We start from the raw sequence: 24,791 nt of genomic DNA on the forward strand, positions 1-24,791 counted from the left end.
CCCCGGCGCACCGCTCGAAAGCAACGGCCCGTACCGTGAGTCCTGAACGGACGGGTACGGGCCGTTGCCACCCCGGGTGAACCAACCGACCGCGCCATCGTGGATCGCGGACGGTGCGCACCGGAGACCGAAGAACCTGTAACAAGAGGAGTGACCATGGCCGACGCACAGCGCGCATCCCGCTTGGCCGACCGCATCAAGGTGATCGTGGCCCAGGCACTGGAACGTCGCGTCAAGGACCCGCGGCTGGGCTTCGTGACCGTCACCGACGCCCGCGTGACCAACGATCTCCAACACGCGACCGTGTACTACACCGTGTACGGGACCGCCGAGGAGAAGGCCGATTCCGCGCGTGCGCTGGAGTCCGCCAAGGGCATCCTGCGCGCGGAGGTGGGCAAGAACATCACGGCTCGGCTGACCCCCACGCTCGAGTTCGTGGCCGACGAGATCCCCGAGGCCGCTTCGCACCTCGAGGACGTCCTGCGCCGCGCCAAGGAGAAGGACGCCGAGGTGGCCGCGGCCGCCGTCGGCGCCCAGTACGCCTCCGGGGAGAACCCCTACCGAACCCCGGACGAGGAGGAGGACGTCGACGACGTAGAGACTCCCCGCGACGCCGGAACCACGGCTCCGGACGAGACCTCCGAACCGACCGAGCGGTGACAACCGAACCCACACCATCGGCATCCTCCCGGAACGACCGCCCCGCGCGAGCGCCCCGGGAAGATGTTCCGCGCCCGGATCCGGCGCTGCCCGTGCCGGAGGGCCTGGTGGTGGTGGACAAGCCGCAGGGCTGGACCAGCCACGACGTCGTCGGTCGGCTGCGCCGTCTCTGCGGAACCAAGAAGGTGGGCCACGCGGGCACCCTGGACCCCATGGCCACGGGTGTGCTCGTGGTGGGCGTGGGGCGCGGAACCAAGCTGCTGACCTACCTGGTGGGCGCGGACAAGACCTACGACGCTGTGATCCGGCTCGGAATCAGCACCGTCACAGAGGACGCGGAGGGCGAGGTCACGGCGGTCGCCGACGGCGATGCCGTCCGGGCCGTCACGGATCAGGGCATTTCCCACGCCATCGCGGGACTCACGGGTGAGATCCAGCAGGTGCCGTCGGCGGTGTCCGCGATCAAGATCGACGGTCGGCGCTCCTACGCGCGCGTGCGCGCAGGTGAGGACGTGGAACTGGCCGCGCGGACCGTGACGGTTTCAGGATTCGACGTCCGCTCCGTCGAGCGTCAGACCCTGGCGGACGGCACGTTCGTCGTCGACCTGGCCGTGACGGTGGATGTTTCCTCCGGCACCTACGTCCGTGCGTTGGCCCGCGATCTGGGCGACGCCCTGGGCGTTGGCGGGCACCTGACCTACCTGCGCCGCACCCGGGTGGGCTCGTTGGACCTGACGCACGCCCAGGACCTGGACGGACTCCGCGCCGTCGTCGCCGAAGGGGGCACCGTGCCCGTGACGTCCCTGGACGACGCCGCGCGCGCCATGTTCCCCGCTCGGGAACTGAGCGATCAGGAGACCACGGACCTGGGCCACGGAAAACGCATCCCGGCCACGGGCAGCGCGGAACTGACCGCCGGCTTTGCCCCTGACGGGGGAGTGGTCGCGCTGCTCGAGGACCGCGGAAACCCCGGTGAGCGCACCGCCAAACCGGTCCTGGTCCTGAGAGCGCAATGACCGGCGCGCCGGCACGCGCGCAGCGACGGACGCAACGTGAAGGAGAACGGTGATGTTGTGGGGTTATGACGGCTGGTTCTGGGCCAGTGTGGTCCTGGGCGCGCTGTCGTTCCTGGTCTGCGCCGTCCAGGCGCTGCGCGGCAAGGCCCCGGGCGACCTCACACAGGGTTCGGTGCTGCTCCTGGAAGCGTTCCTGGTGGTCTACCTGGTGGGCTCGATCGTGCTGTTGTTCGTGGGGCCCAAGGCCTCCGGGAGCGTGGTCGAGTACTGGGGCTACCTGCTGACCGCGTTGGTGGTCCCGGCGGGGACGTTCATCTGGTCGCTGGTCGAACGCTCCAGTTGGTCCAACTGGATCCTGGCCGCCACCGGGCCCACGATCATCGTGATGGTCTACCGCATGAACTTCATCTGGTACTACCAGTAGGTGTTAGCACATGATCGCCAGGTGTCAACTTCCGCGTAATCACAGGGTTTATGTGGTTGCTGGTGGTTGACCGATTTAGCCCTCTTGCGGACTTGTTGCGGACTCTCTGCGGACCGGCTTGCCCTCCTGGCACACTGAACGCATGACAACGCGTACCAAGCCCCTTGCCGACTCCGAGCCCGAGCGGACGTTCGACATGCTGCAGCACATCGGAAACAACGGGTGGGCCAGAAATAGCCAGAGCGAGAGCCTGTGCCCGGTCTACCTGCAGACACTTGCCGACCAAGGTGTGAGCATCCAAGACACCCTCAACGAGATGCGCAGTCGTGGGTTCTCAGGTCACGCGCTCCGGCAGCTGCAACGGTGGGAGAACAAGCGCGTGTACGGAGTATTCGACCCAAAGCCCCACCAGCGCCGGAGGGTCTGACTTCTGGCGAGGAAGGCCCCGGCGTCTCGCGACCCGGCGGGGTCCGACTGCGGAGTACACACTCACCTCAAACACCAACGGACTGCCCTAGGTGCTAGGTCAACAGTGCCTAAACAACGAATGCAAGGACTGAGAACTGGCGCGGCGACGGCCTCGCATGTGTTGTTGCTAGATGCATCATTCCGGTGTTCTCGGAATGCCACATACTGTCGGTGACTCCGTCTAGGCTCCTACCATGTCGAGCACCCAGCGCAGCAGCCGCCCGCTACACCTTCCAGCAGGTACGCGCACGTCAACCTTATTCATGGACGAGAGCGGCTCCAAAGGATCTGGAGGAAATTTCTTCGTTCTGGCAGCCATCAAAACTGGGGACCCAGACGCCCTGTCGCGAAACATGAAGTCAATACGCGACGAATTCAGATTTCATAAGGAAGAGTTTAAGTTCAACGCGGTTAGCAAGAACACCTTTGGAGCTTATAAGGCGATTATTGACATGCTCGAAGCCTCCGGGGCTCAGATCGGTGCGTCCATCATCGACAAGGATGTCCATGACCCATTCAATGGCCGCGACCAATGGGAAGGGCATGCGTGGATTTCAGCCGCCCTCATCAAGGGGTTAGCAACCAGGAATGAGCTGTTGACCGTGTTGTGTGATGGCATATCAGTCCCGAAAGGCATTTCCTACGGTAACGAGGTGCAGCGCAAAGTGAATGGCAGTTTCAGAAACACCCGGCTTGCATCCGTAGTCAGTCTCGACTCATGCACTTGCGATGGTCTCCAACTCGCCGACATCGTAGCTGGTGCGATCCACCACAGCCGGCGCGGAACCAGCGTCGACAATTTCAAGGCGCAACTGAGCCGCTATGTACGGCGAACCTTCGATCTAGACAACTTCAATGACCAGCGATCGTCCAGAGTAAATATCAGGACGATCCTGGCACCTCAGGTGTGACGGCCACCCCGGGGATCTCCTCTTGCTGAGGGCCGAGGTTCGGTGCATACTAGAAGCCAAGTGGTGCCCTAGCTTCGCGCTTACAGCTCCACTTCCTGGCCCTAGCTTCGCGCTTCCAGCCAGGTATAGCTAGTTCATCGTCTAGCGCCCACAGATGACTTCGCTGCGCCCCCGAAACCTTTGAACAGGTTCGGGGGCGCAGCCCCTTCGACGTTGCTTCCGCGACAGGCTCATAGCCAGGTGTCGTGGTGTGATCCTAGGATGGGTGCGCTGGTCGCCATGGACATGCCCGCTCCGGATAACTTCGCTTGCCAGCTCTCGCGTTCAGCGGTCGCGGTAGTCGTCCACGGCCCGCAGGCTCAACGTGACGTGTCGGACTTGATCGCGTTTCCAAGGCACCGGTCTACTGAGTCGGTCGCACTGAAGAGTCCCAGACATGACTTTCTCACTATCCTTCTGGGCGTCCTGGCTCCGCTGCCTGGAAGCGAGAACATCCTCCGCTGCTGCCAACCCCTGCGTCCTCGACCGAAGTAGCACTACGTGCAGACCTGCCAGCGACAGCATGAGCATCACCCACAGGCCAGCTTGAACAAACGATGTGGAGCCGGGGGCTGCGACCGTCAAGATGCCCACGAATACGGCGATACTGAGGCCAGCGAGTGTCATCATTCCCTGCGTTGCGTGGAGTTCGCCGCGGCGTACTGCGACGCGCTCTTGTAATTCACGGATACTCGTCTCAGGTTCAAGGCGTGCGCGTTCAATCGCGTAGACACTTTTCTTGTTCTTCCTAGTCATGTGGGTATCTAACCGCTCAAGTTCTCGCCATGCCAGTGAGCGGCGCGGCAGTGCCCACCACGATTCAGAAGGCTGAGACGGCTCTCAGTGATGCCCAACAGGCAGTCGAGACCTGGGAAGGGCAAGCCCGAGACGCCCAGCAGCGGATAGCGCAGCTTGAGGCGGACGGCGGGGCCGCGATCCTCGCTGCGCAGTCCGCCAGCGACATCGCTGCTCAGATCAACACCGCCACGATTGAGGCCAACGCACTCGAATCGGCAGCGGCGGAAGCTCGCAAGCAAGTCACTGTGAAGGCCCGAGAGTTGCTTGGACTCTTTGCCGATGATGCCGAGAAGCGAGCCAGTTCGGCCCGTGACGCTGCACTCGCCCACGAGCAGGACGCCGTCGCTGACTTGGACAAGAGCATGCTCGCGGAAATCGAGCGTGGTAAGTAGTGGCCTCCATCAAGAAGCGTCCGAATGGCTCCTGGCGGGCACGGTACAGGGACCAGGATGGCAAAGAACACGCCAAGCACTCCCAGCGGAAAATTGACGTTCAACGGTGGCTCGATGGCATCGTCGTGGATACCGCGACCGGCCGCTATGTTGACCCGGCAAACGACGAACTCACGCTCCGTACCTATTACCAGGGGTACAGGGCGTGGCAACTTTGGTCCACCGGACAACGGCCGCCGTCGATCAAGCCGTGTACTCAACCACCTTCCTGGATGTGCCATTCGGCCGACTCCCGGTGTCCCACGTCGAACAATGGGTCAGGGAGCAGTCCGAGACGCTGGCACCCTCGACGGTGCGTGTGCGGCTCACACAGGTGCGTGGGGTGCTCCGTGGCGCGGTCGCTGACCGGAAACTGCGAGAGGACATCACCGCCGGGGTGAAACCACCGAAGGCGCCGGAAACAACACACCATGACGATCCTCACGGCGGGAGAGGTTGCCGCTCTGCTGGTGGCTATCGAACCGCCCTATGCCCCGATATTCGCCTTGTGCGCCTACGCCGGACTCCGAATCTCGGAGGCGTGCGCCGTCCAGGTGGACGACCTCGACCTAAAGGCAATGACCCTGCACGTTCAGCGGCAGGTGGGGGATCGGAGTTATCGGCACCCAAGGCGGAATCCGAACGAGTGGTGTACCTCCCGCCGGCCCTGGTGAACATGCTCCGCGAGCACATCGAGACGTACGGGGTAGAACGTGACCTGTTCTGGGCCGCTGGGCGGAAGCTGATGACGGGCAGCACGGCGGACTTCCGGTGGAGGCAAGCGCGGCAACGGGCCGGGGTTGAGTGCAAGATCCACGACCTCAGATACTTCTACGCCTCGGGGTTGATCGCGGCCGGGTGTGATGTGGTGACCGTGCAGCGGGCTCTCGGACACTCGTCAGCCACGGTCACGTTGAACTACTACGCACACCTGTGGCCGTCCGCGGAGGACAAGACGAGGGAGGCTGCGGCTACCCTGATGCAGGTCGCTTCTTGAACCTCCTGCGGGCTATCTGCGGACTCAGGGGCGTCATTGACCTTTCTGAGAAGGGATAACGCGCCAGGTGGTGACTTCATCTGGCACTACCAGTAAGGACGTACGTATGAGGCAAGACGCCACCACTCCGCCAGAGGCGACGGAACCCCGTGACCGCACCGACGGCGTGCTCCAGCGCCGGTTCGGTCCCAAGGGCGACGACGGCGCGCGGCGCCCCGACGCCAAGAGCACCGGATTCGGGCGGGTCATCATTGCGATCTACGGGATCTTCGCCCTGTCCGCCGGGGTGCGTTCGGCCTACCAGATCGCCATGCAGTTCGGTGTGGCACCTCTGGCCTATCTGCTCTCCCTGTTCTCCGCGGTGGTCTACGTCCTGGCCGCCGTTGCCCTGACCAGACGTGGAGCCGCCTGGCACCGGGTGGCTTCCGCGGCCGTCGTCGTCGAACTGGCGGGCGTGCTGGGGATCGGGCTCTGGACGTACCTGGCGCCGGACCTGTTCGCGGACGAGACGGTCTGGTCGCACTTCGGTCAGGGGTACGGCTTCATCCCGCTGGTCCTGCCCGTCGTCGGGCTCCTCTGGCTGTGGCGCACCCGCCCGAACCGGGAGCCTGCCGTGCTGCACCCGGAAGACAAGGAACACGCATGAACGCGCTGCAACTGCCCACCGAACCGCCCACGCTGAGCGACGAGAAGGTGACGCTCGCGGCGTTGTCCGAGGCCGACGTGGATCAACTGGTGCTCAACTGCACCGATCCCACGGCGGTCAAGTGGACCACCGTCCCCACCCCGTACACGGAGCAGGACGCCCGGGGGTACATCCTGGAATACGTGCCCAAGGCTTGGCAGGAAGGCTCCGCGCTCAACTGGGCCGTCCACGACCACGACGGCCAGCTCCTGGGCACCATCGAACTGGCCCGGGTTCGGGCATCGGCGGCGGACATCGGCCTGAACTTCGGCCCCCATGCCCGTGGCACCGGTGCCGCCGTCGCCGCGTGTCGACTGCTGATCGACTACGCCTTCGACGAGCTGGGCCTGACCCACCTGCACTGGATCGCCTTCGACGGGAACTGGGCCTCGGTCAAGCTCTCCTGGAAGGTCGGGTTCCAGGAGCCCGTGTTCATCCCGGGGTTCCTGGAACAACGGGGGGAGTTGTGGGACTGCTGGCACGCCACACTGCTCGCGTCATCACCCAGGACCGCCGAGCGCGATTGGCGGGTTCCGACGTCGTCCTGAACCGAAGCAACCCGGGGAAACCGCTAACCTGTGGGCGGGGCACATCGCGCCCCACCCCTGAACCGTCCGATCACTCGCACCGCCGTCAAGGAGCACTGTGCACCGCTTCCACAGCCTCACCGAAGTCCCCGAGGACTTCGGGCCCTCCATCGTGACGGTCGGTAATTTCGACGGCGTCCACCGGGGTCATCAGGAAGTGCTGCGCAAGCTGGCGGACAAGGCACGGGAGGCCGGCTGTCAAGCCGTGGTCCTGACCTTCGACCCCCACCCGGCGGAGGTGCACCGGCCGGAGAAACACCGCGGCAAGATCATGGGCACCCAGGACAAGCTGGACGCCATGGAGAAGCTCGGACTGGACGCGGTACTGGTGCAGCACTACGACCTGGACTTTGCCGCGCAGTCCGCCGAGGAGTTCGTGGTCGACTACCTCCGCAAGGGCCTCCGTGCCCAGTGCGTGGTGGTGGGGGCGGACACCCGATTCGGTCACGGCAACAGCGGGGACGTCAACGTCCTCCGACAGCTGGGGCAGGACCACGGGTTCGACGTCGTCGTGGTCGAGGACCTGGAAGGTGTGTTGCCCGGGGAAGGCACGGACCGGCGGGTGTCCTCGACCTGGATCCGGGAACTGCTGGCCGACGGCCAGGTGGCCCAGGCCGCCTCCATGTTGGGCCGCCCCCACCGGGTCCGCGGCACCGTGGTCCACGGCGCGGCCCGCGGGCGGGAACTGGGATTCCCCACCGCCAACCTGGATTCACAGGCCGACGGGTACGTCCCGGCCGACGGCGTGTACGCCGGATGGCTCCTGGACGAGCACGAACACCGCTGGCCCGTCGCCGTCTCGGTCGGCTCCAACCCCACGTTCGAGGGTGTCGCCCGCGTCGTCGAAGCACACGTGATCGACCGTCCCGTGGAGCGCGTGGAGGACTTCGACCTCTACGGGCAGGAAGTCGTGGTCGAGTTCGTGGAGCGGCTACGCGGAATGGTCGCCTACGAAGGCGTGGAGAAACTCGTCGAGCAGATGCGTAGGGATGTGGACCAGACCCGCGACATCCTTCGCGGGGCCTGATCCCACCCGCCCCGCTTCAGAGCTCTTCGTGCTCCAACGGGTTGAATCCCGACGCCGAGAGACCCGTGTGCATGAGCTTGATGCGGTGCATCTGCTCTGGGGTGAGTTCCCAACCGAAGACGTCCAGGTTCTCCGCCATCCGCTTGGTCTTGGAGGTCTTGGGGATCGGCACCACCCCGTTCTGGATGTGCCAGCGCAGGACCACCTGGGCTGGGGTGTGTCCCTGATCCGAGGCGATCTCCCGGATCCATTCGTGCTCCAGCACCTTGGAGTCATACCCCAAGGGCGCCCAGGCCTCGACGAAGATGCGGTGCGCATGGTGGTGCGCGCGTAACGCTTCCTGTTGGTACTGCGGCTGCAGCTCCACCTGGTTGACGGCCGGCGCCTCACCGGTCTTGGCGATCAGTTCATCCACCATTTCCGGGGTGAAGTTGGAAACACCCACGGAGCCCACCAGCCCCTCCTCCCGCAGTTCGAGCATGGTGCGGAAGGAGTCCACGTACAGCCCCCGCTCGGGATTCGGCCAGTGGATGAGGTACAGGTCCACCTTGTCCAGGTGGAGGCGACGGAGGGAGCCTTCCAAGGAACGACGCACGGAGTCGGTGCCGTGGTCGCGGCCGGGGAGCTTGGTGGTGACGAACACGTCCTCGCGGGGGAGCCGAGAGTCCTTGAGGGCCCGGCCCACCCCCGCTTCGTTCTCGTAGTTCGCCGCGGTGTCGATCAGGCGGAAACCTGCGTTGAGGGCCTCGTACACGGCCACTTCCGCCGCGGCGTCGTTCAGTCGAGCGGTGCCCAGGCCGATCGGGGGGATCGCGTTGCCGTCGTTGAGCGTGTAGCGACGTCCGGCGACGCCCACCTGGTCGGCCAGGTCACGGTCGAAGTCGTGCTGGTCGAAGAAGTCGTCCTGGTTCTCTGCGTCGTCACCGGCTGCGGCAATCCTGGCCTCGTCGTATTCAATGGCCGGCTGCTGGTCGTCCGAGCCGCCGTCTTCGGGAGAGCCGGGCGCGGGGTGCTTGGTGCTGAAACTCATGGTTCCACCTTCCGAGAGGCTGGGTCGGGCCAAGGCCCGACGCGTGCGGATCCATTCTGCCCATCAGGGACCTGTTGATGGGAGGGAACACGGCACCTTGACTCGTCATGATCTCCCCGGCCTCCGGTCGCGGCCGGATGTCTGGACCATTCCACGGCGAGGTGTCCGAGGTCGCGGCGACAACCATGGGCGTCGAAAGCTCCGGTTTGCTAGCATGGTCGGCGGTCCGCCTGCAGTCCGTGGTGGACGGACCCCCGGAAGGCCCGCGAAGGTGTGGCCGCAAGGGACCCGGCACGCATCCTCGTGCCCGGGCCGCACGGCACTGAACTTAAAGGAGTTCACCATGGCCCTTGACGCAGCAGTCAAGCAGGAAATCATCAAGGAATACGCGACTCACGAGGGCGACACCGGTTCGCCCGAGGTCCAGATCGCTGTTCTGTCCCGTCGCATCTCGGATCTCACCGAGCACCTGAAGATGCACAAGCACGACCACCACACCCGCCGCGGCCTGATGGCCCTGGTCGGTCGCCGTCGTCGCATGCTGACCTACCTGCACGACACCGACATCGCCCGCTACCGTGCGCTCATCGAGCGTCTCGGCCTGCGCCGCTGATCACCGTCTTGAGCCGGGGCGGGGTCGAGCCCGTTCCATGGGCCCGGCCCCGCCCCGACCACATTCCATCCCACTTTCCACCGATTCCCCACCCTCAAATCCCCGCGCACACGCCGAGTACCTGACAGGGTGGAGACGCAAGACCCGTTCACGCCGTGAGGCGCGAACAACGACGGCGCCCAATGGGCCCGTCCCGCACGGAAGTGCCACCGAGATCCGGGTGACGGTCCTCGACAGTGGCTCACGGAAATGCCCGCCCAGACGTGGGCACGGTCCGTGGGCTTCGATCGAAGGCCGAACGCGGAAACGGTGGCTTCTGTGCGAAAGAACAGAAGAAACCCACACGAAATGGAGGTGACCCGTGGAGGGTCCCGAGATTCAGTTCGCAGAGGCCGTCATCGACAACGGCCGCTACGGCAAGCGCGTCGTGCGCTTCGAAACCGGTCTGCTGGCACAGCAGGCAGCCGGTTCCACCCTGGTGTCCATCGACGACGACACCACGCTGCTGTCCACCACCGCGATCGGCAAGAAGCCGCGCGACGGCTTCGACTTCTTCCCGCTGACGGTCGACGTCGAAGAGCGCATGTACGCCGACGGCCGTATCCCCGGCTCGTTCTTCCGCCGCGAAGGCCGCCCGTCCACGGACGCGATCCTGGCCTGCCGCCTGATCGACCGCCCGCTGCGCCCCGGTTTCGACAAGGGCATCCGTAACGAGGTCCAGGTGGTCGTGACCGTCCTGGCCATCGACCCGGACGAGATCTACAACACCGTGGCCATCAACGCCGCGTCCATGTCCACCACCCTCTCCGGTGCCCCGTTCGGCGGCCCCGTGGGTGGTGTGCGCCTGGCCCTGATCGCCCAGTCCGACGGCACCCACCAGTGGGTGTGCTTCCCCAAGCACTCCCAGCTGGAGAACGCGGTCTTCGACATGGCCGTCGCCGGCCGCGTGGTCACCGCAGCTGACGGCTCCGAGGACGTCGCGATCATGATGGTCGAGGCCGAAGCCACCGACAACTCGTGGGATCTCATCCAGAGCGGAGCCGTGGCGCCGTCGGAGGAGATCGTCGCCGAGGGTCTGGAAGCCGCCAAGCCGTTCATCAAGGCCCTGTGCGAAGCCCAGTCGGACCTCAAGGCCCGCGCGGGCAAGCCCGCCATGGACCTGCCGTACTTCGGCGGCCACGGCGACGACGTCGCAGCGGCCGTCAAGGAGGCCGCCGGCACCCGCCTGGCCGAGGTCTACGCGATCGCCGGCAAGCAGGAGCGCGAGGACGCGACGGACGAACTGCACCAGTCGGTGCTGGCCGAGCTGACAGGAGAGGGCAAGCCGTTCGCGGATCGCCTCAACGAGGTCAACGACGCCTACCAGAAGCTCACGAAGGAGACCGTGCGCCAGCGCATCCTCCGCGACGGTGTGCGCATCGACGGCCGCGGGCCCAAGGACATCCGTGAGCTGACCGCCATGGTGGAGATCCTGCCCCGCGTCCACGGCTCCGCGATCTTCCAGCGCGGCGAGACCCAGATCATGGGCGTGACCACGCTGAACATGCTCAAGCTCGAGCAGCAGATCGACTCCCTGTCCCCGGTGAAGTCCAAGCGGTACATGCACCACTACAACTTCCCGCCTTACTCCACCGGCGAGACCGGCCGCGTGGGTTCCCCCAAGCGCCGCGAGATCGGACACGGTGCCCTGGCCGAGCGTGCCCTGGCCCCGGTCATCCCCTCGCGCGAGGAATTCCCGTACGCCATCCGTCAGGTCTCCGAGGCCCTGGGCTCCAACGGCTCGACCTCCATGGGTTCCGTGTGCGCCTCGACCCTGTCGATGCTCAACGCCGGTGTGCCGCTGCGCGCCCCGGTCGCGGGCATCGCCATGGGCCTGGTCACCGGCCAGGTCGACGGGAAGGACGCCCACGTGGCCCTGACCGACATCCTGGGTGCCGAGGACGCCCTGGGCGACATGGACTTCAAGGTCGCGGGCACCAAGGACTTCGTGACCGCGATCCAGCTGGACACCAAGCTCGACGGCATCCCCGCCGACGTCCTGGCCGCGGCCCTGACCCAGGCCCGTGAGGCCCGTCTGGCGATCCTGGACGTGCTGAACTCCGCGATCGACGCCCCGGACGAGATGTCCGAGCACGCACCGCGGATCATCACCGTCAACGTCCCCGTGTCCAAGATCGGTGAGGTCATCGGCCCCAAGGGCAAGATGATCAACCAGATCCAGGAGGACACCGGAGCGGACATCTCCATCGAGGACGACGGCACGGTCTACATCGGCGCCGTCGACGGCCCGTCGGCCGAAGCCGCACGGTCGGCGATCAACGCCATCGCCAACCCGCAGGTTCCGGAAGTCGGCGAGCGTTACCTGGGTACGGTCGTCAAGACCACCACCTTCGGTGCGTTCGTGTCCCTGACCCCGGGCCGTGACGGTCTGCTGCACGTGACCGAGCTGCGCAAGCTCAACGACGGCAAGCGCGTGAACGACGTCGACGACGTCGTGTCCGTCGGCCAGCAGGTCCAGGTCGAGATCACCAAGGTCGACGACCGCGGAAAGCTCTCGCTCTCCCCGGTGGCTGCCGAGGACGAGTCGGCCGGGTCCGATGACTCCGCCGAGGCCCCCGAGGTTGCCGAGGAGAACTGATCCTCCGCGCCGTCCCGCGGGACGGCAGCCGATGGCCGTCATCCCCGGTGCTCCTTCGAGCCCCGGGGATGACGGCCATCACGGGCCTCCGGGCTCGCCGTGATCCGCGCGTCGGATCCCCGTGAAACTCACCCGACAGGAGTCGTTGGTTCTCGCATGACCGTTGTTGATCTGCCCCTGCTGGCCACCACCGCGGCCTCCGCGCTGGACGCGGGGGGACGTGGAACCGGGAGCGGCCAGGGAGGCGTTGTCGGCGGGTTCACGCACGTCGTCCACGACGGCGACGGCGGCGCCGTCGTCACGCGCACCGTCCTGCCCTGCGGAACCCGCGTCCTCACGGAATCCATGCCGGGGTTGCTCTCGGCCACCGTGGGATTCTGGGTGGGCGTGGGTTCGCGCGACGAACAGCCGGGTCACCTGGGCTCGACGCACTTCCTGGAACACCTGCTCTTCAAAGGCACCACCAAGCGCAACGCTTTGCAGATCGCGGAGGCCTTCGACGCGGTCGGTGGGGAGTCCAACGCGATCACCGCCAAGGAACACACCTGCTACTACGCCCGGGTGCTCTCCGAACAGCTGCCCATGGCCGTTGACGTGCTCATGGACATGGTGGCCGACGCCGTCCTGGACCCGGAGGAACTCGAACGCGAACGCGGGGTGATCCTGGAAGAACTGGCGATGGACCAGGACGACCCCACGGACGTGGCCTTCGAGCACTTCACCGAGCACGTGTTCCGTGGCAACCCCCTGTCGCGCCCGATCGGCGGTACACCGGAGGAGATCCTCGCGGTCCCGCGCGCACGCGTGTGGGAGCACTTCCGCGAGTTCTACCGGCCGGAGGGCCTGGTGGTCACGGCCGCGGGCGGGCTGGAGCACGCAGAGGTCGTGGACATGGTGGTGCGGTCCATGGCCGATGCCGGGTGGGACGCCTACGCGCCCGCCACACCGCGCGAGCGTCGGACCCGCGGATCCCTGGACGCGACCACACCGCAGCCCGACTGGGGCCGCCACGTGCTGCACCGCCCGGTGGAGCAGTCGAACGTCGTGGTGGGGCGCCCCGGGCTGGTGGCCGGGGACGACCGTCGGTACCACATGACCGTTCTCAACGCTGCCCTGGGCGGTGGAATGTCCTCGCGGCTGTTCCAGGAGATCCGGGAGAAGCGCGGGCTGGCATACAACACGTTCTCCTTCGGCGGTTCCTACTCGGACGCCGGGTACTTCGGCATGTACGCCGGGTGCACGCCCGCCAAGACCGACGAGGTCCTGCGGCTCATGGTCGAGGAGCTCGACAAGCTGGCCCAGGACGGAATCGGCGAGGTGGAACTGGCCAAGGTCGTGGGGCAGCTGGCCGGCGGCACTGTGCTCGCGCTCGAGGACACCGGCTCACGCATGTCCCGGCTGGGGTCGGCGGAACTGACCACGGGGGAGTTCTACGACCTCGAAGAAACCATGGGGCGCGTCCGGGCCGTGACCCCCGAACAAGTTCAGGCGCTCGCCCAGGAACTGGCCGAAGGGCCCACCGTGGTGCAGATCGTGGCAGCCGAGCAGAATTGACAGACAGCACACCCGCCGATGAACGCAGGAGAAGACGTGAGTGAGAACAGCACCGTGAACGAACCCGTCAAGGTGGCCGTCCTGGGCGCCCACGGCCGCATGGGCTCGGAAGCGGTCCGCGCCGTGGACAACGCCAAGGACGCGGACTTGGTCTGCACCCTGGACCACCGCGATTCGCTCCAGCAGTTGGTGGTGTCCGGCGCCCAGGTGGCGATCGACCTGACGGTCCCGAGTGCCACTGAGGACAACGTCCGGTTCTGTGTGGCGCACGGCATCCACTGCGTCGTGGGCACCACGGGATGGGACGACGAGCGGTTGGCCCGCCTCGAACAACTGCTGTCCGAGCACCCCGGGGTGGGGGTGCTGATCGCCCCCAACTTCTCGATCGGGGCCGTGCTGGCCATGCGGTTCTCGGCCGTGGCCGCCAAGTTCTTTGAATCGGCTGAGGTCATCGAGCTGCACCACCCGAACAAGGTCGATGCGCCCTCCGGGACTGCAGCGCGGACTGCCGCCTTGATCGCCCAGGCCCGTCAGGACGCAGGACTCGGCCCGTCGCCGGACTCCACGGAAACCGACCCCGACGGCGCCCGGGGCGCCAAGGTCGACGGTGTCTCCGTGCACTCCGTCCGCCTGCGCGGACTGGTCGCGCACCAGGAGACCCTGCTGGGCAACGAAGGCGAGATGCTGACCATCAAGCACGACTCCTTCGACCGGATCTCCTTCATGTCCGGTGTGCTGTTGGGCGTGCGCACGGTCGGTTCCCGGCCGGGTCTCACCCACGGCCTGGAACACTTCATGGACCTGGACGCGTGAGCCGGTCGCCGTCGTCGGGAACCACCCCGCCGTCCGGGCCGTCGTCGGATCGCAACTCAGACGGGCACCGGCGTTCGCCGGGGTCGCTACGGCTGTTGGGCTGGGTGGTGCTCCTGGCGGGGCTGATCACGCTGTGGCTGCTGCCGCTGCCGGCGGGGTCCAAGCCGACGATTCTGGTGATTGCCGCCTTCGCCGGGGTCTTCACCCTGCTCGAGTCGACCAACCGCGGCAAGGCCCTGGCAGCGGTCATGGTGGCGCTGCTCGTGTTCTACCTGGGTGTCACGTTGCAGCGAGCTTGGGTCCTGGTGAACTCGGAGGTCTGGGTCAGCAAGGCTCTGGGTGTCGCGATCGTCGTCATCCCCGTCCTCGGGGTGTGGGCGTTGGCCAGGGAACTGCTGTTCGGCGTGCGGATCGAACAGTTGGGGCGCCGTCTCGCGGAAGAGGGTGGACTGCCCGAGGATGACCTCCCGCGGCACCCCTCGGGGCGGATCGTGCGGGAAGCCGCCGATGCCCAGTTCCCCAGGTGGCAGGCCGAAGCCGAACAGGCACCCGAGGACTGGCGGTCCTGGTACCGGCTGTCCCTGGCCTACAGTGCCTCCGGCGACACCCGCCGCGCGCGGGCCGCCATGCGTGATGCCGTGCGACTTTCTCGGGGACAGACGGACACGGGGCCGGAGCCCGCGGGCCGGGCAAGTTAGGGTTAGCACCATGACTGCGCACCGAGATAAGCCATTGTTCGGGACCCTGCTCACCGCCATGGTCACGCCGTTCAAGGACGACGGCTCCGTCGATCTGGCCGCAACGGAAGCGCTGGCCGTCCGGCTGGTCGACCAGGGCTGTGACGGCCTGGTGGTCGGCGGGACCACGGGCGAGTACTCGACCATGACCGACGACGAGCACGAAGCCGTGTTCCGCACCGTCAAGGACGCCGTGGGAGACCGCGTGGCGTTGGTGGCCGGTGCCGGGTCCAACGACACGCAGCACACGCTGCACCTGTCGGCGCAGGCGCAGAAGGCGGGCATGGACGGTCTGCTGATCGTCACCCCGTACTACAACAAGCCCACGCAGACCGGTGTGGTCGCGCATTTCGAGACCGTGGCCGATTCCGTCGAGCTGCCGATCATGCTCTACGACATCCCCGGTCGCACCGGGATCCCGCTGTCCGTGGACACGCTGATCCGGTTGGCCGAGCACGAGAAGATCGTGGCCGTCAAGGACGCCAAGGCCAACCTGGCCGAAGGCATGCGGGTCATCACGGAAACCGACCTGCTCTACTACTCCGGCGACGACGGCCTCACCCTGCCGTGGATGTCCATCGGCGCGGTGGGCCTGGTGGGTGTCACGAGCCACGTGGACACCCCGCGCTTCCGTCGTCTGATCGACGCCATGCGCGCCGAGGACCTGCACGAGGCGTTGCAGATCGCCCACGAACTCGAGCCCGTGGTGCGCGCGACCATGACCCACGTCCCCGGAGCGGTGGCTGCAAAGCAGATCCTGCACTGGCAGGGGGCCCTGCAGAATCACCGCGTACGGCTGCCGTACGTCGACGCGACGGACACCGAGCTGGCGGCCATCAAGGCCGATCTCGAAGGATCCGTGGTGTCGGAAACCTTGCAGTTCTAAAAGAGATTTATTTCAACGCTCTCGTGGAGAGCAGCTATTTCAGAGAGGGGTCGCATGACCCATTGGATTGAAGACTTGAGCGAACCGCCCGCCCTGGGCAAGGACACCCTGCGGGTCACCCCGCTGGGCGGCCTGGGTGAGGTCGGTCGCAACATGACCGTGTTCGAGATCAACGGTCAGTTGCTCGTCGTGGACTGCGGCGTGCTCTTCCCGGAGGAGAACCAGCCCGGCGTGGACCTGATCCTGCCGGACATCTCCCACATCGAGGACCGCTTGGACGACATCGTGGCGATCGTGCTCACCCACGGGCACGAGGACCACATCGGTGCCGTCCCGTACCTGCTCAAGCGCCGCAACGACATCCCCGTGCTGGGGTCTCAGCTGACGTTGGCGCTGGTCGAGGCCAAGCTGCGTGAGCACCGGATCAAGCCGTACACGCTGGCCGTCCGCGAAGGACAGGTGGAGAAGCTCGGCGAGTTCGAATGTGAATTCGTGGCCGTGAACCACTCGATCCCGGACGCCCTGGCCGTGTTCGTGCGCACCAAGGCGGGCACTGTCCTGCACACGGGTGACTTCAAGATGGACCAGTTGCCCCTGGACGGCCGCATCACGGACCTGCGGCACTTCGCCCGGCTGGGCGAGGAAGGCGTGGACCTGTTCCTGACGGACTCGACCAACGCCGAGGTCCCGGGTTTCACCCCCACGGAGAAGGACATCGGGGGAGTCCTCACCGACGTCATCCAGAAGTCGAGCCAGAAGGTCGTCGTCGCCTCCTTCTCCTCGCACGTGCACCGCGTGCAGCAGGTTCTGGACGCCGCTGTGGCCGCCGGGCGCAAGGTGGCCCTGATGGGCCGTTCGATGGAACGCAACATGGGCATCGCCGCGGAACTGGGCTACCTGGACGTCCCGGAAGGCGTGCTGGTGGACCAGAAGAAGGTCGAGCAGTTCCGTGACGACGAACTGGTCATCATGTGCACCGGTTCCCAGGGCGAGCCCATGGCCGCACTGTCGCGCATGGCACGCGGGGATCACCGCGTACAGGTGCGTGAAGGCGACACCGTGATCCTGGCCTCCTCCCTGATCCCGGGCAACGAGAACTCCGTGTTCCGCATCATCAACGGGCTCATGCGCCTGGGTGCTCACGTGGTGCACAAGTCCAACGCCAAGGTGCACGTCTCCGGACACGCCTCGGCCGGCGAGTTGCTGTACTGCTACAACATCGTGGAGCCCGAGCACGTCATGCCCGTCCACGGCGAGATCCGGCACCTCATGGCCAACGGCGAACTCGCCGAGGCCACGGGCGTGCCCCCGGAGAACGTCCTGCTGACGGAGAACGGCACGTGCGTGGACATGAAGGACCACAAGGCGCGGATCGTGGGTGCCCACGAGATCAAGTTCGTCTACGTGGACGGCTCCTCCGTCGGTGAGATCACGGAGGAGGACCTCAAGGACCGCATCGTGCTGGGGGAGGAGGGCTTCGTCTCGGTGGTCACGGTGATCGACCGCAAGAACAAGCGCGTGGTCAACGGCCCCGACATCCACGCTCGGGGCGTTGCCGAGGACGATCGCGTCTTCGACGACATCATCCCCAAGGTCACCGGTGCACTCGAGGACGCCCTGCACGAGCCCAAGCAGTACACGACGCACCAGTTGCAGCAGATCGTGCGCCGCACCATCGGCCCGTGGGTGGGGCGCAAGCTGCGCCGCAAGCCCATGATCGTGCCCGTGGTGATCGAGGTCGGCTCCGACAGCTGACCCCGGACAACCGCATGAGCGCAAGCTCGGACCGGCCCGTTCACCGTCACGGTGAACGGGCCGGTCCGTTCCCAGGGGCCGTACGGCAACTGTGTCCAGCTGTACGGGCATGCGGCGCCGTGTTTTTTTTGGGGGGGCGGCACGTGAGGGCCGTCAACCGCGTCCAAGGTGCGCCGGTCTGAGCCTGTTTTGCGGCGTCGTTTACCCTAGAAGGTATGGCGACTCGTACTTCCCCCGCCCGCAAGGGTGCCTCGACGTCGCGCGGATCAACCACCTCGAAGGCCAAGAAGGGCACTTCGAAGCCCCCCACCACGGGATTCGGTGAACGCGCGGTCGAAGCACTCGTCGGCACCTGGCTCTGGTTCGCGCACCTGATCGGTGGCGCGGTCCGACGCATCGGCACCCTCCGCACCGACCTCGACCCCGAGGACCGTCGCGACGGTGGGGCGCTCGTCGTGCTCTGCGCGGGTCTGGTCATCGCGCTGGTCGAGTGGTGGAGCCTCTACGACGCCGGCATTCCCGGCGTGTCCACGGTCGCCTCCGGTGTTCACTGGCTCGTGGCGGGCCTGATCGGCTGGGCCGCGCTCGTCCTGCCGCTGGCCCTGATCGGTTTCGCGCTGCACGTCTTCCGCCGGCCGGTCCCGACGACGACGAACAACCGCATCGCCCTGGGCTCGGCCGTCGCCGTCCTGGCGGGCTCGGGTCTTGCCCACGTGATCGGCGGCGCCCCGGGCGTCACCGAGAGCTTCCAGGCCCGACTCACCGCCGGTGGCGCCTTCGGCTACCTGGTCGCCGGTCCGTTGGGGTCCGTGATCACCCCGCTGGGCGCAGGTGTCCTGTGCGCCGCCGTGTTGGCCTTGAGCGTCCTGATCATCACCGGGACGCCGTTCGCCCAGATCGGCCCCCGACTCGCCCACACCTGGGACGTCATGGTCGGTGCCCAACCCCGCGAGCACCACACCGATCGCCTGGGTGCAGAGGAACACGACCGTTCCTACCTGGACGACCGCGACCCGCAGCCCGTGAACGATCGGGCTGCCCGACGTGCCGCGCGCAAGCAGGCCAAGAGGGAGAAGCAGGAGGCCGCCGAGCGCGCCCGCCTGGACCGGTACGACGGCGACGAGGCCTTCGAAACCGCCGTCATCGGCGAACCCACCGACGAGGTGCCCGTGGTCGCGGATCAGCGCACCGGGCGTGCCGGTGGGCGCTCGTCGACCGATTCAGGGTCCAACCGCCACGCGGTGCCCGTCTTCGACATCGAATCCGGGGACGAGGCCCGCGGCAGCTCCCGGCACGACGACGAATCGACGCCCTCGGCTGCACCTGCTGCCGCCCCCGCGTCCTCCTTGCGCCCGGGACAGAAGCGCCCCACGCGCGATCAGCTCGCCGCGCAGGAACTGCGTCGCGAGCAGGGGCTCGAAGCCTCCACGAGCGGCGCCGCAGACACCGCAGCGGGATCCGGTGCCGCCGCCCTGATCGGCGACGACGGAGCCGACGGCGAGGCACTCTCCGGACAGGTCGTCGCCCCGGCAGCGCAGAGCACACCGATCCCCGAACGCACCGAACAGTTGCAGCTGGACGGGGACGTGGCGTACTCGCTGCCGTCGTCGTCGTCGCTCATCCAGGGTGCTCCCGCCAAGGAACGCTCCGAGGCCAATGACGCCGTGGTGCGTGCCCTGACCGAAACCCTGCAGCAGTTCAAGGTGGACGCGGAGGTCACGGGCTTCTCCCGCGGCCCCACGGTGACCCGGTACGAAATCGAACTGGCGCCCGGGACCAAGGTCGAGAAGGTCACGGCCCTGTCCAAGAACATCTCCTACGCGGTGGCCTCCTCCGACGTCCGCATCCTCTCGCCCATCCCGGGGAAGTCCGCGATCGGCATCGAGATCCCCAACACGGACCGTGAAACCGTGGTGCTGGGTGACGTGCTGCGCTCGCAGGCCGCGCGGAAGAACGACCACCCCATGGTCATGGGCGTGGGCAAGGACGTCGAAGGCGGTTTCGTGGTGGCCAACCTGGCCAAGATGCCGCACATGCTGGTGGCGGGCGCCACCGGTGCCGGTAAGTCCTCGTTCGTGAACTCGATGATCGTCTCGCTGCTCATGCGCGCGACCCCGGACGAGGTCCGCATGGTCATGGTCGACCCCAAGCGCGTGGAACTCACCGCGTACGAGGGCGTCCCGCACCTGATCACGCCCATCATCACCAACCCCAAGAAGGCCGCCGAGGCCTTGCAGTGGGTGGTCCGGGAGATGGACGCACGCTACGACGACCTGTCGCACTACGGCTACAAGCACATCGATGACTTCAACAAGGGCGTGCGCAACGGCAAGGTGCAGCCCGAACCGGGGTCCAAGCGGAAGATCAAGCCGTACCCGTACCTGTTGGTGATCGTGGACGAGCTGGCCGACCTCATGATGGTCGCCCCGCGCGACGTTGAGGACGCGATCGTGCGCATCACCCAGCTGGCCCGCGCGGCCGGCATCCACCTGGTGCTGGCAACGCAGCGCCCGTCCGTGGATGTGGTGACCGGTCTGATCAAGGCCAACGTGCCCTCCCGCATGGCGTTCGCCACCTCCTCCGTCACGGACTCCCGCGTGGTCCTGGACCAACCCGGTGCCGAGAAGCTGATCGGCCAGGGTGACGCCCTCTTCCTGCCCATGGGCGCTTCCAAGCCCATGCGTGTCCAGGGCGCCTGGGTGGCCGAGTCCGAGATCCACGAGGTCGTGGAGCACGTCAAGTCCCAGATGAAGGCCAATTACCGCGAGGACGTGGTCCAGGAGGCCCCCAAGAAGGAGATCGACGAGGACATTGGGGACGACCTGGACGTGCTGCTGCAGGCCGTGGAGTTGGTGGTCACCACGCAGTTCGGCTCGACCTCCATGCTGCAGCGCAAGCTCCGGGTGGGCTTCGCGAAGGCCGGCCGACTCATGGACCTCATGGAGTCCCGCGGTGTCGTCGGGCCTTCCGAGGGTTCCAAGGCCCGTGACGTCCTGGTGCGCCCGGACGACCTTGCCGCGACCCTGGCCGTGATCCGCGGCGAGGAGCCGCCCACCGCCGTCGTCGTGGGTGCCCAGGAGCACGCCGGCACCGGCGGAACCGCGGGCGACTCCGGGACCGACCCACTCGCCGAGCCCACGGGCCCGGCCGCCACCGACTACTACGACGACGCCGAGGAGCCCGAGTCCGAGGACGCCTGGCAGCTGACGGGACGCTGATCCGATGATGACAACCACTGATTCCCAGACTCCGTCGCAACCGGCGAAGACCTCCAACTGGAACCTGCCCAACGCCCTGACCACCCTGCGGATCCTCATGGTTCCTTTCTTCGTGTGGTTCCTGGTGGCCGGTGGGGCGTTCGGTGAGGCGTCCTTGGGGATGCGATGGGCCGCGTTCGTCGTGTTCGGGCTCGCGATGCTCACGGACAAGCTCGACGGTGACATCGCCCGCGCCCGCGGTCTGATCACGTCTTTCGGAAAGATCGCCGACCCCATCGCGGACAAGCTGCTCACGGGATCGGCGTTCGTGGTGCTGTCCCTGCTGGGTGAACTGTGGTGGTGGGTCACGATCGTGATCCTGGTCCGCGAATGGGGCATCACCCTCATGCGTTTCGTGGTGATTCGCTACGGCGTAATGGCCGCGGGCAAGGGCGGCAAGCTCAAAACCGTGCTGCAGACCATCGCGTTGCTGGTCATGCTGCTTCCGCTCGTGCCCGTCGTGGGTACCTGGTGGGCGTGGTTGGGCTGGTTCTTCATGACGCTGGCCTTGATCCTCACCGTGGTGACCGGCATCGACTACGTCATCAAGGCCTGGAAGCTGCGCCGGGACGCATTGGCCGCCGGTCGGCCCGTGGACCACAGCTGACGTCATGGAACGTCACGAAGGAACGAACGATTCCGACCAGATTGCCGCGGCCCGGCAGGCCATCGTGGCAGCGGTCGATCGCGGACTGACCCTCGGCACCGCGGAGTCCCTGACCGGCGGCTCGGTGGCTGCCGCGCTCGTGTCGGTCCCCGGCGCTTCGGAAGCCTTCGAAGGTGCCGTGGTGTCCTACTCCCACGCCGTGAAGACGCGCACCCTGGGGGTTCCGGCCGAGTTGTTGGAGCGCGTGGGCGCCGTGGATGCGCAGGTCGCCGAGGAAATGGCGCGAGGTGCGCGGCGCGCGCTCGGGGTCGACGTCGCCGTCGCGACGACGGGTGTGGCCGGTCCAGAACCCCACGACGGCAAGCCCGTGGGGACCGTGTTCGTGGCGGTCGCCGGACCCGGAGGCACCAGTTCCACAGAACTGCACCTGGACGGGGACCGCGCAGAGATCCGTGAACAGAGCGTGCTCGCCGCCCTGCGCGACGTGACCACGCATTGCCGGCACTCAGAAACCTCCCAGTAAATCCCTGCTTCCGTGGGGAACAATCAAGACTCAGTCGGCGGTTGTACCCGTCGACGGCCCAGCAAAGGGCCATCCGGGAGCTGCTCACCGCAGCCTCCGGGCCACGCGGATCATGATCCGCACGATTGAGGAGCCAACCATCACGACGACCAAGACCCCCGTGTCCGTCAACGGAGTCATCCGCTGGAAGGACGTCGAGACCACCACCGCCACCGAGTCTGCCCACGCAGAACCCAAGCCGGTCGTGCTGCGTCAGGAAATTGGCGAGGTACTGCGTTCCGTCCGTCAGCGTCAGGGCCGCACCCTGCGCGAGGTCTCCCACTCCGCCCGAGTCTCGCTCGGCTACCTGAGCGAGGTGGAGCGTGGACAGAAGGAAGCCTCTTCGGAGCTGCTGGCCTCGATCTGCGCCGCACTCGATGTCCCCGTGTCCGCCATGCTGCGTGAAGTCGCCGATCGCGTGGCGGAAGCCGAGGGCAACCTGGCACCGGACACCGTTCCGGCCGAGCTGCGGGAGCAGTACCACCGTGAGTTCGGTGCCCGCGCGCACTGATCTTCACCTGACTTGAACAATCGGGTCCAACACGTTCATCGCGTGCGACCCGTGAGAGCATCGGGACCCGACGGCCACGGCCGTCGGGTCCCGATGCCGTTGGATCGGCGATCATGGTTCTGACCATGGGAGGAGTGGCATGCGGTTGAGCAGGTTCCACGAGATGCTCGAGCACGAGTTCGGGTCGGGTCAGGGGCGGCTCCTGGCACAGGACGTCGTCCTTGGCGAACTGGGGCACCGCACGGCCCAGCAGGCACTCGACGACGGCGAGGACCCCAAGACCGTGTGGTTCGCCCTGTGCAAGAACCAGGACGTCCCACGTGAGCGCTGGTGGGGACCGGACCAGGAACCCAAGAGATGACACGCCGCGGGAACGCATCCGAACATGTGTTCGAAAAACCTGTATTGTCTTCGACGTGCTCGCGGTAAGTCCTTTGGGCTCCACAGCGCGGAACATTGCCCTGCGGTCGAGTTCTTCCCCCTCGGCCCCGGGACCCGTGCTTGTGTTGTCCGAGCCTCTGCCTAGCGTTGTCGGTGACAGCTCAGGCGGGAGCTGAGGATTGTTCCTCGAGCACCACAGTCATTCCGCGCCACCACGGCGGCCACAGTGGCCGTACCACGATGTACACGAGGTGAACCATGGCCCCCAAGACCAATTCGGCGAACACCGGTTCCGACCGGGAGAAGGCACTCGACACGGTGCTGGCCCAGATCGACAAGAACTACGGCAAGGGTTCCGTGATGCGTCTGGGCGAACGGCCCGCGCAGAAGGTGGAAGTCATCCCCACGGGCTCCATCGCCCTGGACGTGGCACTGGGCACCGGTGGTTTCCCGCGCGGTCGTGTGGTCGAGATCTACGGGCCGGAGTCCTCCGGTAAGACCACCGTTGCCCTGCACGCCGTGGCCAATGTCCAGAAGGCCGGTGGCATCGCCGCGTTCATCGACGCCGAGCACGCCCTGGACCCGGTCTACGCCCAGAAGCTCGGTGTGGACATCGACAACCTGCTGGTTTCCCAGCCGGACACCGGTGAGCAGGCGCTGGAGATCATGGACATGCTGGTGGGCTCCGGGTCCATCGACATCGTTGTCATCGACTCCGTGGCCGCCTTGGTTCCCAAGGCGGAGATCGAAGGCGAGATGGGTGACTCCCACGTGGGTCTGCAGGCACGTCTGATGTCCCAGGCGCTGCGCAAGATCACGGGTCGACTGTCGCACTCCCAGACCACCGCGATCTTCATCAACCAGCTGCGCGAGAAGATCGGCGTGTTCTTCGGCTCTCCGGAGACCACCACGGGCGGTAAGGCGCTGAAGTTCTACGCCTCCGTCCGCGTGGACGTCCGTCGCATCGAAACCCTCAAGGACGGCGCGAACCCGGTGGGTAACCGAACCCGGGCCAAGATCGTCAAGAACAAGATGGCTCCGCCCTTCAAGCAGGCCGAGTTCGACATCCTGTACGGCCACGGGATTTCCACGGAGGGTGGCCTGATCGACCTGGGTGTCGAACAGGGCATCGTCAAGAAGTCCGGTGCCTGGTTCACCTACGAAGGTGACCAGCTCGGGCAGGGCAAGGAGAATGCCCGCCGGTTCCTCAAGGACAACCCGGAGATGGCCATGGAGATCGAGCACAAGATCCTGACCAAGCTGGGCATCCTCGAGGAGGACACGCCGGAGGTCGACGACGACGGCGTGATCGCCGACTTCGGCGAGACGGACAACGCCTCCGCCAAAGCTGCCTTCTGAGCCCAGCCCACACCCCAACAGCGTCCCGGCCCCGAAAGTGATGAT

The 24,791-nt window shown here is 66.4% G+C and carries 24 protein-coding genes; 23 read left to right on the forward strand and 1 reads right to left on the reverse strand.

Annotated features, from left to right (window positions below; genetic code table 11):
• Positions 1-156 precede the first annotated feature (156 nt).
• The 10 genes from rbfA (at position 157) to EDL96_RS09835 (ending at position 8,043) form a co-directional block, all read left to right on the forward strand.
• Positions 157-660, forward strand: coding sequence for a 30S ribosome-binding factor RbfA (gene rbfA, locus EDL96_RS09780; protein WP_123825651.1), 504 nt, complete (start codon positions 157-159; stop codon positions 658-660).
• On the forward strand, positions 657-1,676 hold the full coding sequence (gene truB, locus EDL96_RS09785; protein ID WP_407656950.1) for a tRNA pseudouridine(55) synthase TruB: 1,020 nt from the start codon (positions 657-659) through the stop codon (positions 1,674-1,676). The genes rbfA and truB overlap by 4 nt, the downstream gene beginning before the upstream one ends.
• Positions 1,677-1,728: 52 nt before the next feature.
• Entirely contained in the window at positions 1,729-2,100 is a 372-nt protein-coding gene (locus EDL96_RS09790; protein WP_123825653.1) for a hypothetical protein, read from the forward strand.
• 142 nt (positions 2,101-2,242) lie between these two features.
• Positions 2,243-2,527, forward strand: a complete 285-nt coding sequence (locus tag EDL96_RS09795; RefSeq protein ID WP_123825655.1) for a hypothetical protein — start codon at positions 2,243-2,245, stop codon at positions 2,525-2,527.
• A gap of 235 nt (positions 2,528-2,762) precedes the next feature.
• A complete protein-coding gene (locus EDL96_RS09800) occupies positions 2,763-3,479 on the forward strand; it encodes a DUF3800 domain-containing protein (RefSeq protein ID WP_123825657.1) in 717 nt (238 codons plus the stop codon).
• An 845-nt stretch (positions 3,480-4,324) separates the two neighbouring features.
• On the forward strand, positions 4,325-4,708 hold the full coding sequence (locus tag EDL96_RS09805; protein ID WP_123825659.1) for a hypothetical protein: 384 nt from the start codon (positions 4,325-4,327) through the stop codon (positions 4,706-4,708).
• A 580-nt stretch (positions 4,709-5,288) separates the two neighbouring features.
• Complete coding sequence (locus EDL96_RS13775; RefSeq protein WP_267900150.1) at positions 5,289-5,744, forward strand: tyrosine-type recombinase/integrase; 456 nt, start codon at positions 5,289-5,291, stop codon at positions 5,742-5,744.
• A 106-nt stretch (positions 5,745-5,850) separates the two neighbouring features.
• Entirely contained in the window at positions 5,851-6,390 is a 540-nt protein-coding gene (locus EDL96_RS09825; RefSeq protein ID WP_233568821.1) for a hypothetical protein, read from the forward strand.
• On the forward strand, positions 6,387-6,977 hold the full coding sequence (locus EDL96_RS09830) for a GNAT family N-acetyltransferase (RefSeq protein ID WP_123825663.1): 591 nt from the start codon (positions 6,387-6,389) through the stop codon (positions 6,975-6,977). The genes EDL96_RS09825 and EDL96_RS09830 overlap by 4 nt, the downstream gene beginning before the upstream one ends.
• Before the next feature lie 97 nt (positions 6,978-7,074).
• The gene (locus EDL96_RS09835) at positions 7,075-8,043 is read left to right on the forward strand and encodes a bifunctional riboflavin kinase/FAD synthetase (protein WP_123825665.1); all 969 of its coding nucleotides are present in this window, start codon (positions 7,075-7,077) and stop codon (positions 8,041-8,043) included.
• Positions 8,044-8,059: 16 nt separating this feature from the next.
• On the opposite strand, the gene EDL96_RS09840 is transcribed toward EDL96_RS09835, so the two are convergent.
• Positions 8,060-9,073, reverse strand: coding sequence for an aldo/keto reductase (locus EDL96_RS09840; RefSeq protein WP_123825667.1), 1,014 nt, complete (start codon positions 9,071-9,073; stop codon positions 8,060-8,062).
• 343 nt (positions 9,074-9,416) lie between these two features.
• On the opposite strand from EDL96_RS09840, the gene rpsO reads away from it, so the two are divergent.
• The 13 genes from rpsO to recA all read left to right on the forward strand — a co-directional run bounded on the left by rpsO (position 9,417) and on the right by recA (position 24,746).
• Complete coding sequence (gene rpsO / locus EDL96_RS09845) at positions 9,417-9,686, forward strand: 30S ribosomal protein S15 (protein ID WP_123825669.1); 270 nt, start codon at positions 9,417-9,419, stop codon at positions 9,684-9,686.
• Positions 9,687-10,047: 361 nt separating this feature from the next.
• The gene (locus tag EDL96_RS09850) at positions 10,048-12,324 is read left to right on the forward strand and encodes a polyribonucleotide nucleotidyltransferase (protein ID WP_123825671.1); all 2,277 of its coding nucleotides are present in this window, start codon (positions 10,048-10,050) and stop codon (positions 12,322-12,324) included.
• Positions 12,325-12,480: 156 nt separating this feature from the next.
• On the forward strand, positions 12,481-13,878 hold the full coding sequence (locus EDL96_RS09855) for a M16 family metallopeptidase (RefSeq protein WP_123825673.1): 1,398 nt from the start codon (positions 12,481-12,483) through the stop codon (positions 13,876-13,878).
• Positions 13,879-13,932: 54 nt separating this feature from the next.
• The gene (gene dapB / locus EDL96_RS09860) at positions 13,933-14,691 is read left to right on the forward strand and encodes a 4-hydroxy-tetrahydrodipicolinate reductase (protein WP_233568830.1); all 759 of its coding nucleotides are present in this window, start codon (positions 13,933-13,935) and stop codon (positions 14,689-14,691) included.
• Positions 14,688-15,389, forward strand: a complete 702-nt coding sequence (locus tag EDL96_RS13955) for a hypothetical protein (RefSeq protein WP_325049553.1) — start codon at positions 14,688-14,690, stop codon at positions 15,387-15,389. Before dapB ends, EDL96_RS13955 begins: the two co-directional genes overlap by 4 nt.
• Positions 15,390-15,399: 10 nt before the next feature.
• Complete coding sequence (gene dapA, locus EDL96_RS09870) at positions 15,400-16,314, forward strand: 4-hydroxy-tetrahydrodipicolinate synthase (protein WP_123825677.1); 915 nt, start codon at positions 15,400-15,402, stop codon at positions 16,312-16,314.
• Between the two features lie 54 nt (positions 16,315-16,368).
• On the forward strand, positions 16,369-18,069 hold the full coding sequence (locus EDL96_RS09875) for a ribonuclease J (protein ID WP_123825679.1): 1,701 nt from the start codon (positions 16,369-16,371) through the stop codon (positions 18,067-18,069).
• A 215-nt stretch (positions 18,070-18,284) separates the two neighbouring features.
• The gene (locus tag EDL96_RS09880; protein ID WP_123825681.1) at positions 18,285-21,287 is read left to right on the forward strand and encodes an FtsK/SpoIIIE family DNA translocase; all 3,003 of its coding nucleotides are present in this window, start codon (positions 18,285-18,287) and stop codon (positions 21,285-21,287) included.
• Between the two features lie 4 nt (positions 21,288-21,291).
• Positions 21,292-21,933 carry a CDP-diacylglycerol--glycerol-3-phosphate 3-phosphatidyltransferase gene (pgsA, locus tag EDL96_RS09885; RefSeq protein WP_233568822.1) on the forward strand — a complete coding sequence of 214 codons (642 nt, stop codon included), beginning with the start codon at positions 21,292-21,294 and terminating at the stop codon, positions 21,931-21,933.
• 4 nt (positions 21,934-21,937) lie between these two features.
• Positions 21,938-22,456 carry a CinA family protein gene (locus EDL96_RS09890; RefSeq protein WP_123825683.1) on the forward strand — a complete coding sequence of 173 codons (519 nt, stop codon included), beginning with the start codon at positions 21,938-21,940 and terminating at the stop codon, positions 22,454-22,456.
• A gap of 112 nt (positions 22,457-22,568) precedes the next feature.
• The gene (locus EDL96_RS09895) at positions 22,569-23,006 is read left to right on the forward strand and encodes a helix-turn-helix domain-containing protein (protein WP_123825685.1); all 438 of its coding nucleotides are present in this window, start codon (positions 22,569-22,571) and stop codon (positions 23,004-23,006) included.
• A 139-nt stretch (positions 23,007-23,145) separates the two neighbouring features.
• Positions 23,146-23,367 carry a DUF3046 domain-containing protein gene (locus tag EDL96_RS09900; RefSeq protein WP_123825687.1) on the forward strand — a complete coding sequence of 74 codons (222 nt, stop codon included), beginning with the start codon at positions 23,146-23,148 and terminating at the stop codon, positions 23,365-23,367.
• A gap of 278 nt (positions 23,368-23,645) precedes the next feature.
• The gene (recA, locus tag EDL96_RS09905; protein WP_123825689.1) at positions 23,646-24,746 is read left to right on the forward strand and encodes a recombinase RecA; all 1,101 of its coding nucleotides are present in this window, start codon (positions 23,646-23,648) and stop codon (positions 24,744-24,746) included.
• The last annotated feature ends 45 nt before the right edge of the window (positions 24,747-24,791 follow it).

The organism is Kocuria soli, assembly GCF_003797835.1.
Classification (GTDB): Bacteria; Actinomycetota; Actinomycetes; order Actinomycetales; family Micrococcaceae; genus Kocuria; species Kocuria soli.

Bases quoted from the DNA above. Each gene is read 5' to 3' on its own strand.
- EDL96_RS09880 (WP_123825681.1), top strand. From the start codon at position 18,285: ATGGCGACTCGTACTTCCCCCGCCCGCAAGGGTGCCTCGACGTCGCGC.
- pgsA (WP_233568822.1), top strand. From the start codon at position 21,292: ATGATGACAACCACTGATTCCCAGACTCCGTCGCAACCGGCGAAGACC.
- EDL96_RS09790 (WP_123825653.1), top strand. From the start codon at position 1,729: ATGTTGTGGGGTTATGACGGCTGGTTCTGGGCCAGTGTGGTCCTGGGC.
- EDL96_RS09825 (WP_233568821.1), top strand. From the start codon at position 5,851: ATGAGGCAAGACGCCACCACTCCGCCAGAGGCGACGGAACCCCGTGAC.
- rbfA (WP_123825651.1), top strand. From the start codon at position 157: ATGGCCGACGCACAGCGCGCATCCCGCTTGGCCGACCGCATCAAGGTG.
- recA (WP_123825689.1), top strand. From the start codon at position 23,646: ATGGCCCCCAAGACCAATTCGGCGAACACCGGTTCCGACCGGGAGAAG.
- EDL96_RS09890 (WP_123825683.1), top strand. From the start codon at position 21,938: ATGGAACGTCACGAAGGAACGAACGATTCCGACCAGATTGCCGCGGCC.
- EDL96_RS09855 (WP_123825673.1), top strand. From the start codon at position 12,481: ATGACCGTTGTTGATCTGCCCCTGCTGGCCACCACCGCGGCCTCCGCG.
- EDL96_RS09875 (WP_123825679.1), top strand. From the start codon at position 16,369: ATGACCCATTGGATTGAAGACTTGAGCGAACCGCCCGCCCTGGGCAAG.
- EDL96_RS09830 (WP_123825663.1), top strand. From the start codon at position 6,387: ATGAACGCGCTGCAACTGCCCACCGAACCGCCCACGCTGAGCGACGAG.
- EDL96_RS09795 (WP_123825655.1), top strand. From the start codon at position 2,243: ATGACAACGCGTACCAAGCCCCTTGCCGACTCCGAGCCCGAGCGGACG.
- EDL96_RS09840 (WP_123825667.1), bottom strand. From the start codon at position 9,073: ATGAGTTTCAGCACCAAGCACCCCGCGCCCGGCTCTCCCGAAGACGGC.
- rpsO (WP_123825669.1), top strand. From the start codon at position 9,417: ATGGCCCTTGACGCAGCAGTCAAGCAGGAAATCATCAAGGAATACGCG.
- EDL96_RS09800 (WP_123825657.1), top strand. From the start codon at position 2,763: ATGTCGAGCACCCAGCGCAGCAGCCGCCCGCTACACCTTCCAGCAGGT.
- EDL96_RS09895 (WP_123825685.1), top strand. From the start codon at position 22,569: ATGATCCGCACGATTGAGGAGCCAACCATCACGACGACCAAGACCCCC.
- dapA (WP_123825677.1), top strand. From the start codon at position 15,400: ATGACTGCGCACCGAGATAAGCCATTGTTCGGGACCCTGCTCACCGCC.
- EDL96_RS09900 (WP_123825687.1), top strand. From the start codon at position 23,146: ATGCGGTTGAGCAGGTTCCACGAGATGCTCGAGCACGAGTTCGGGTCG.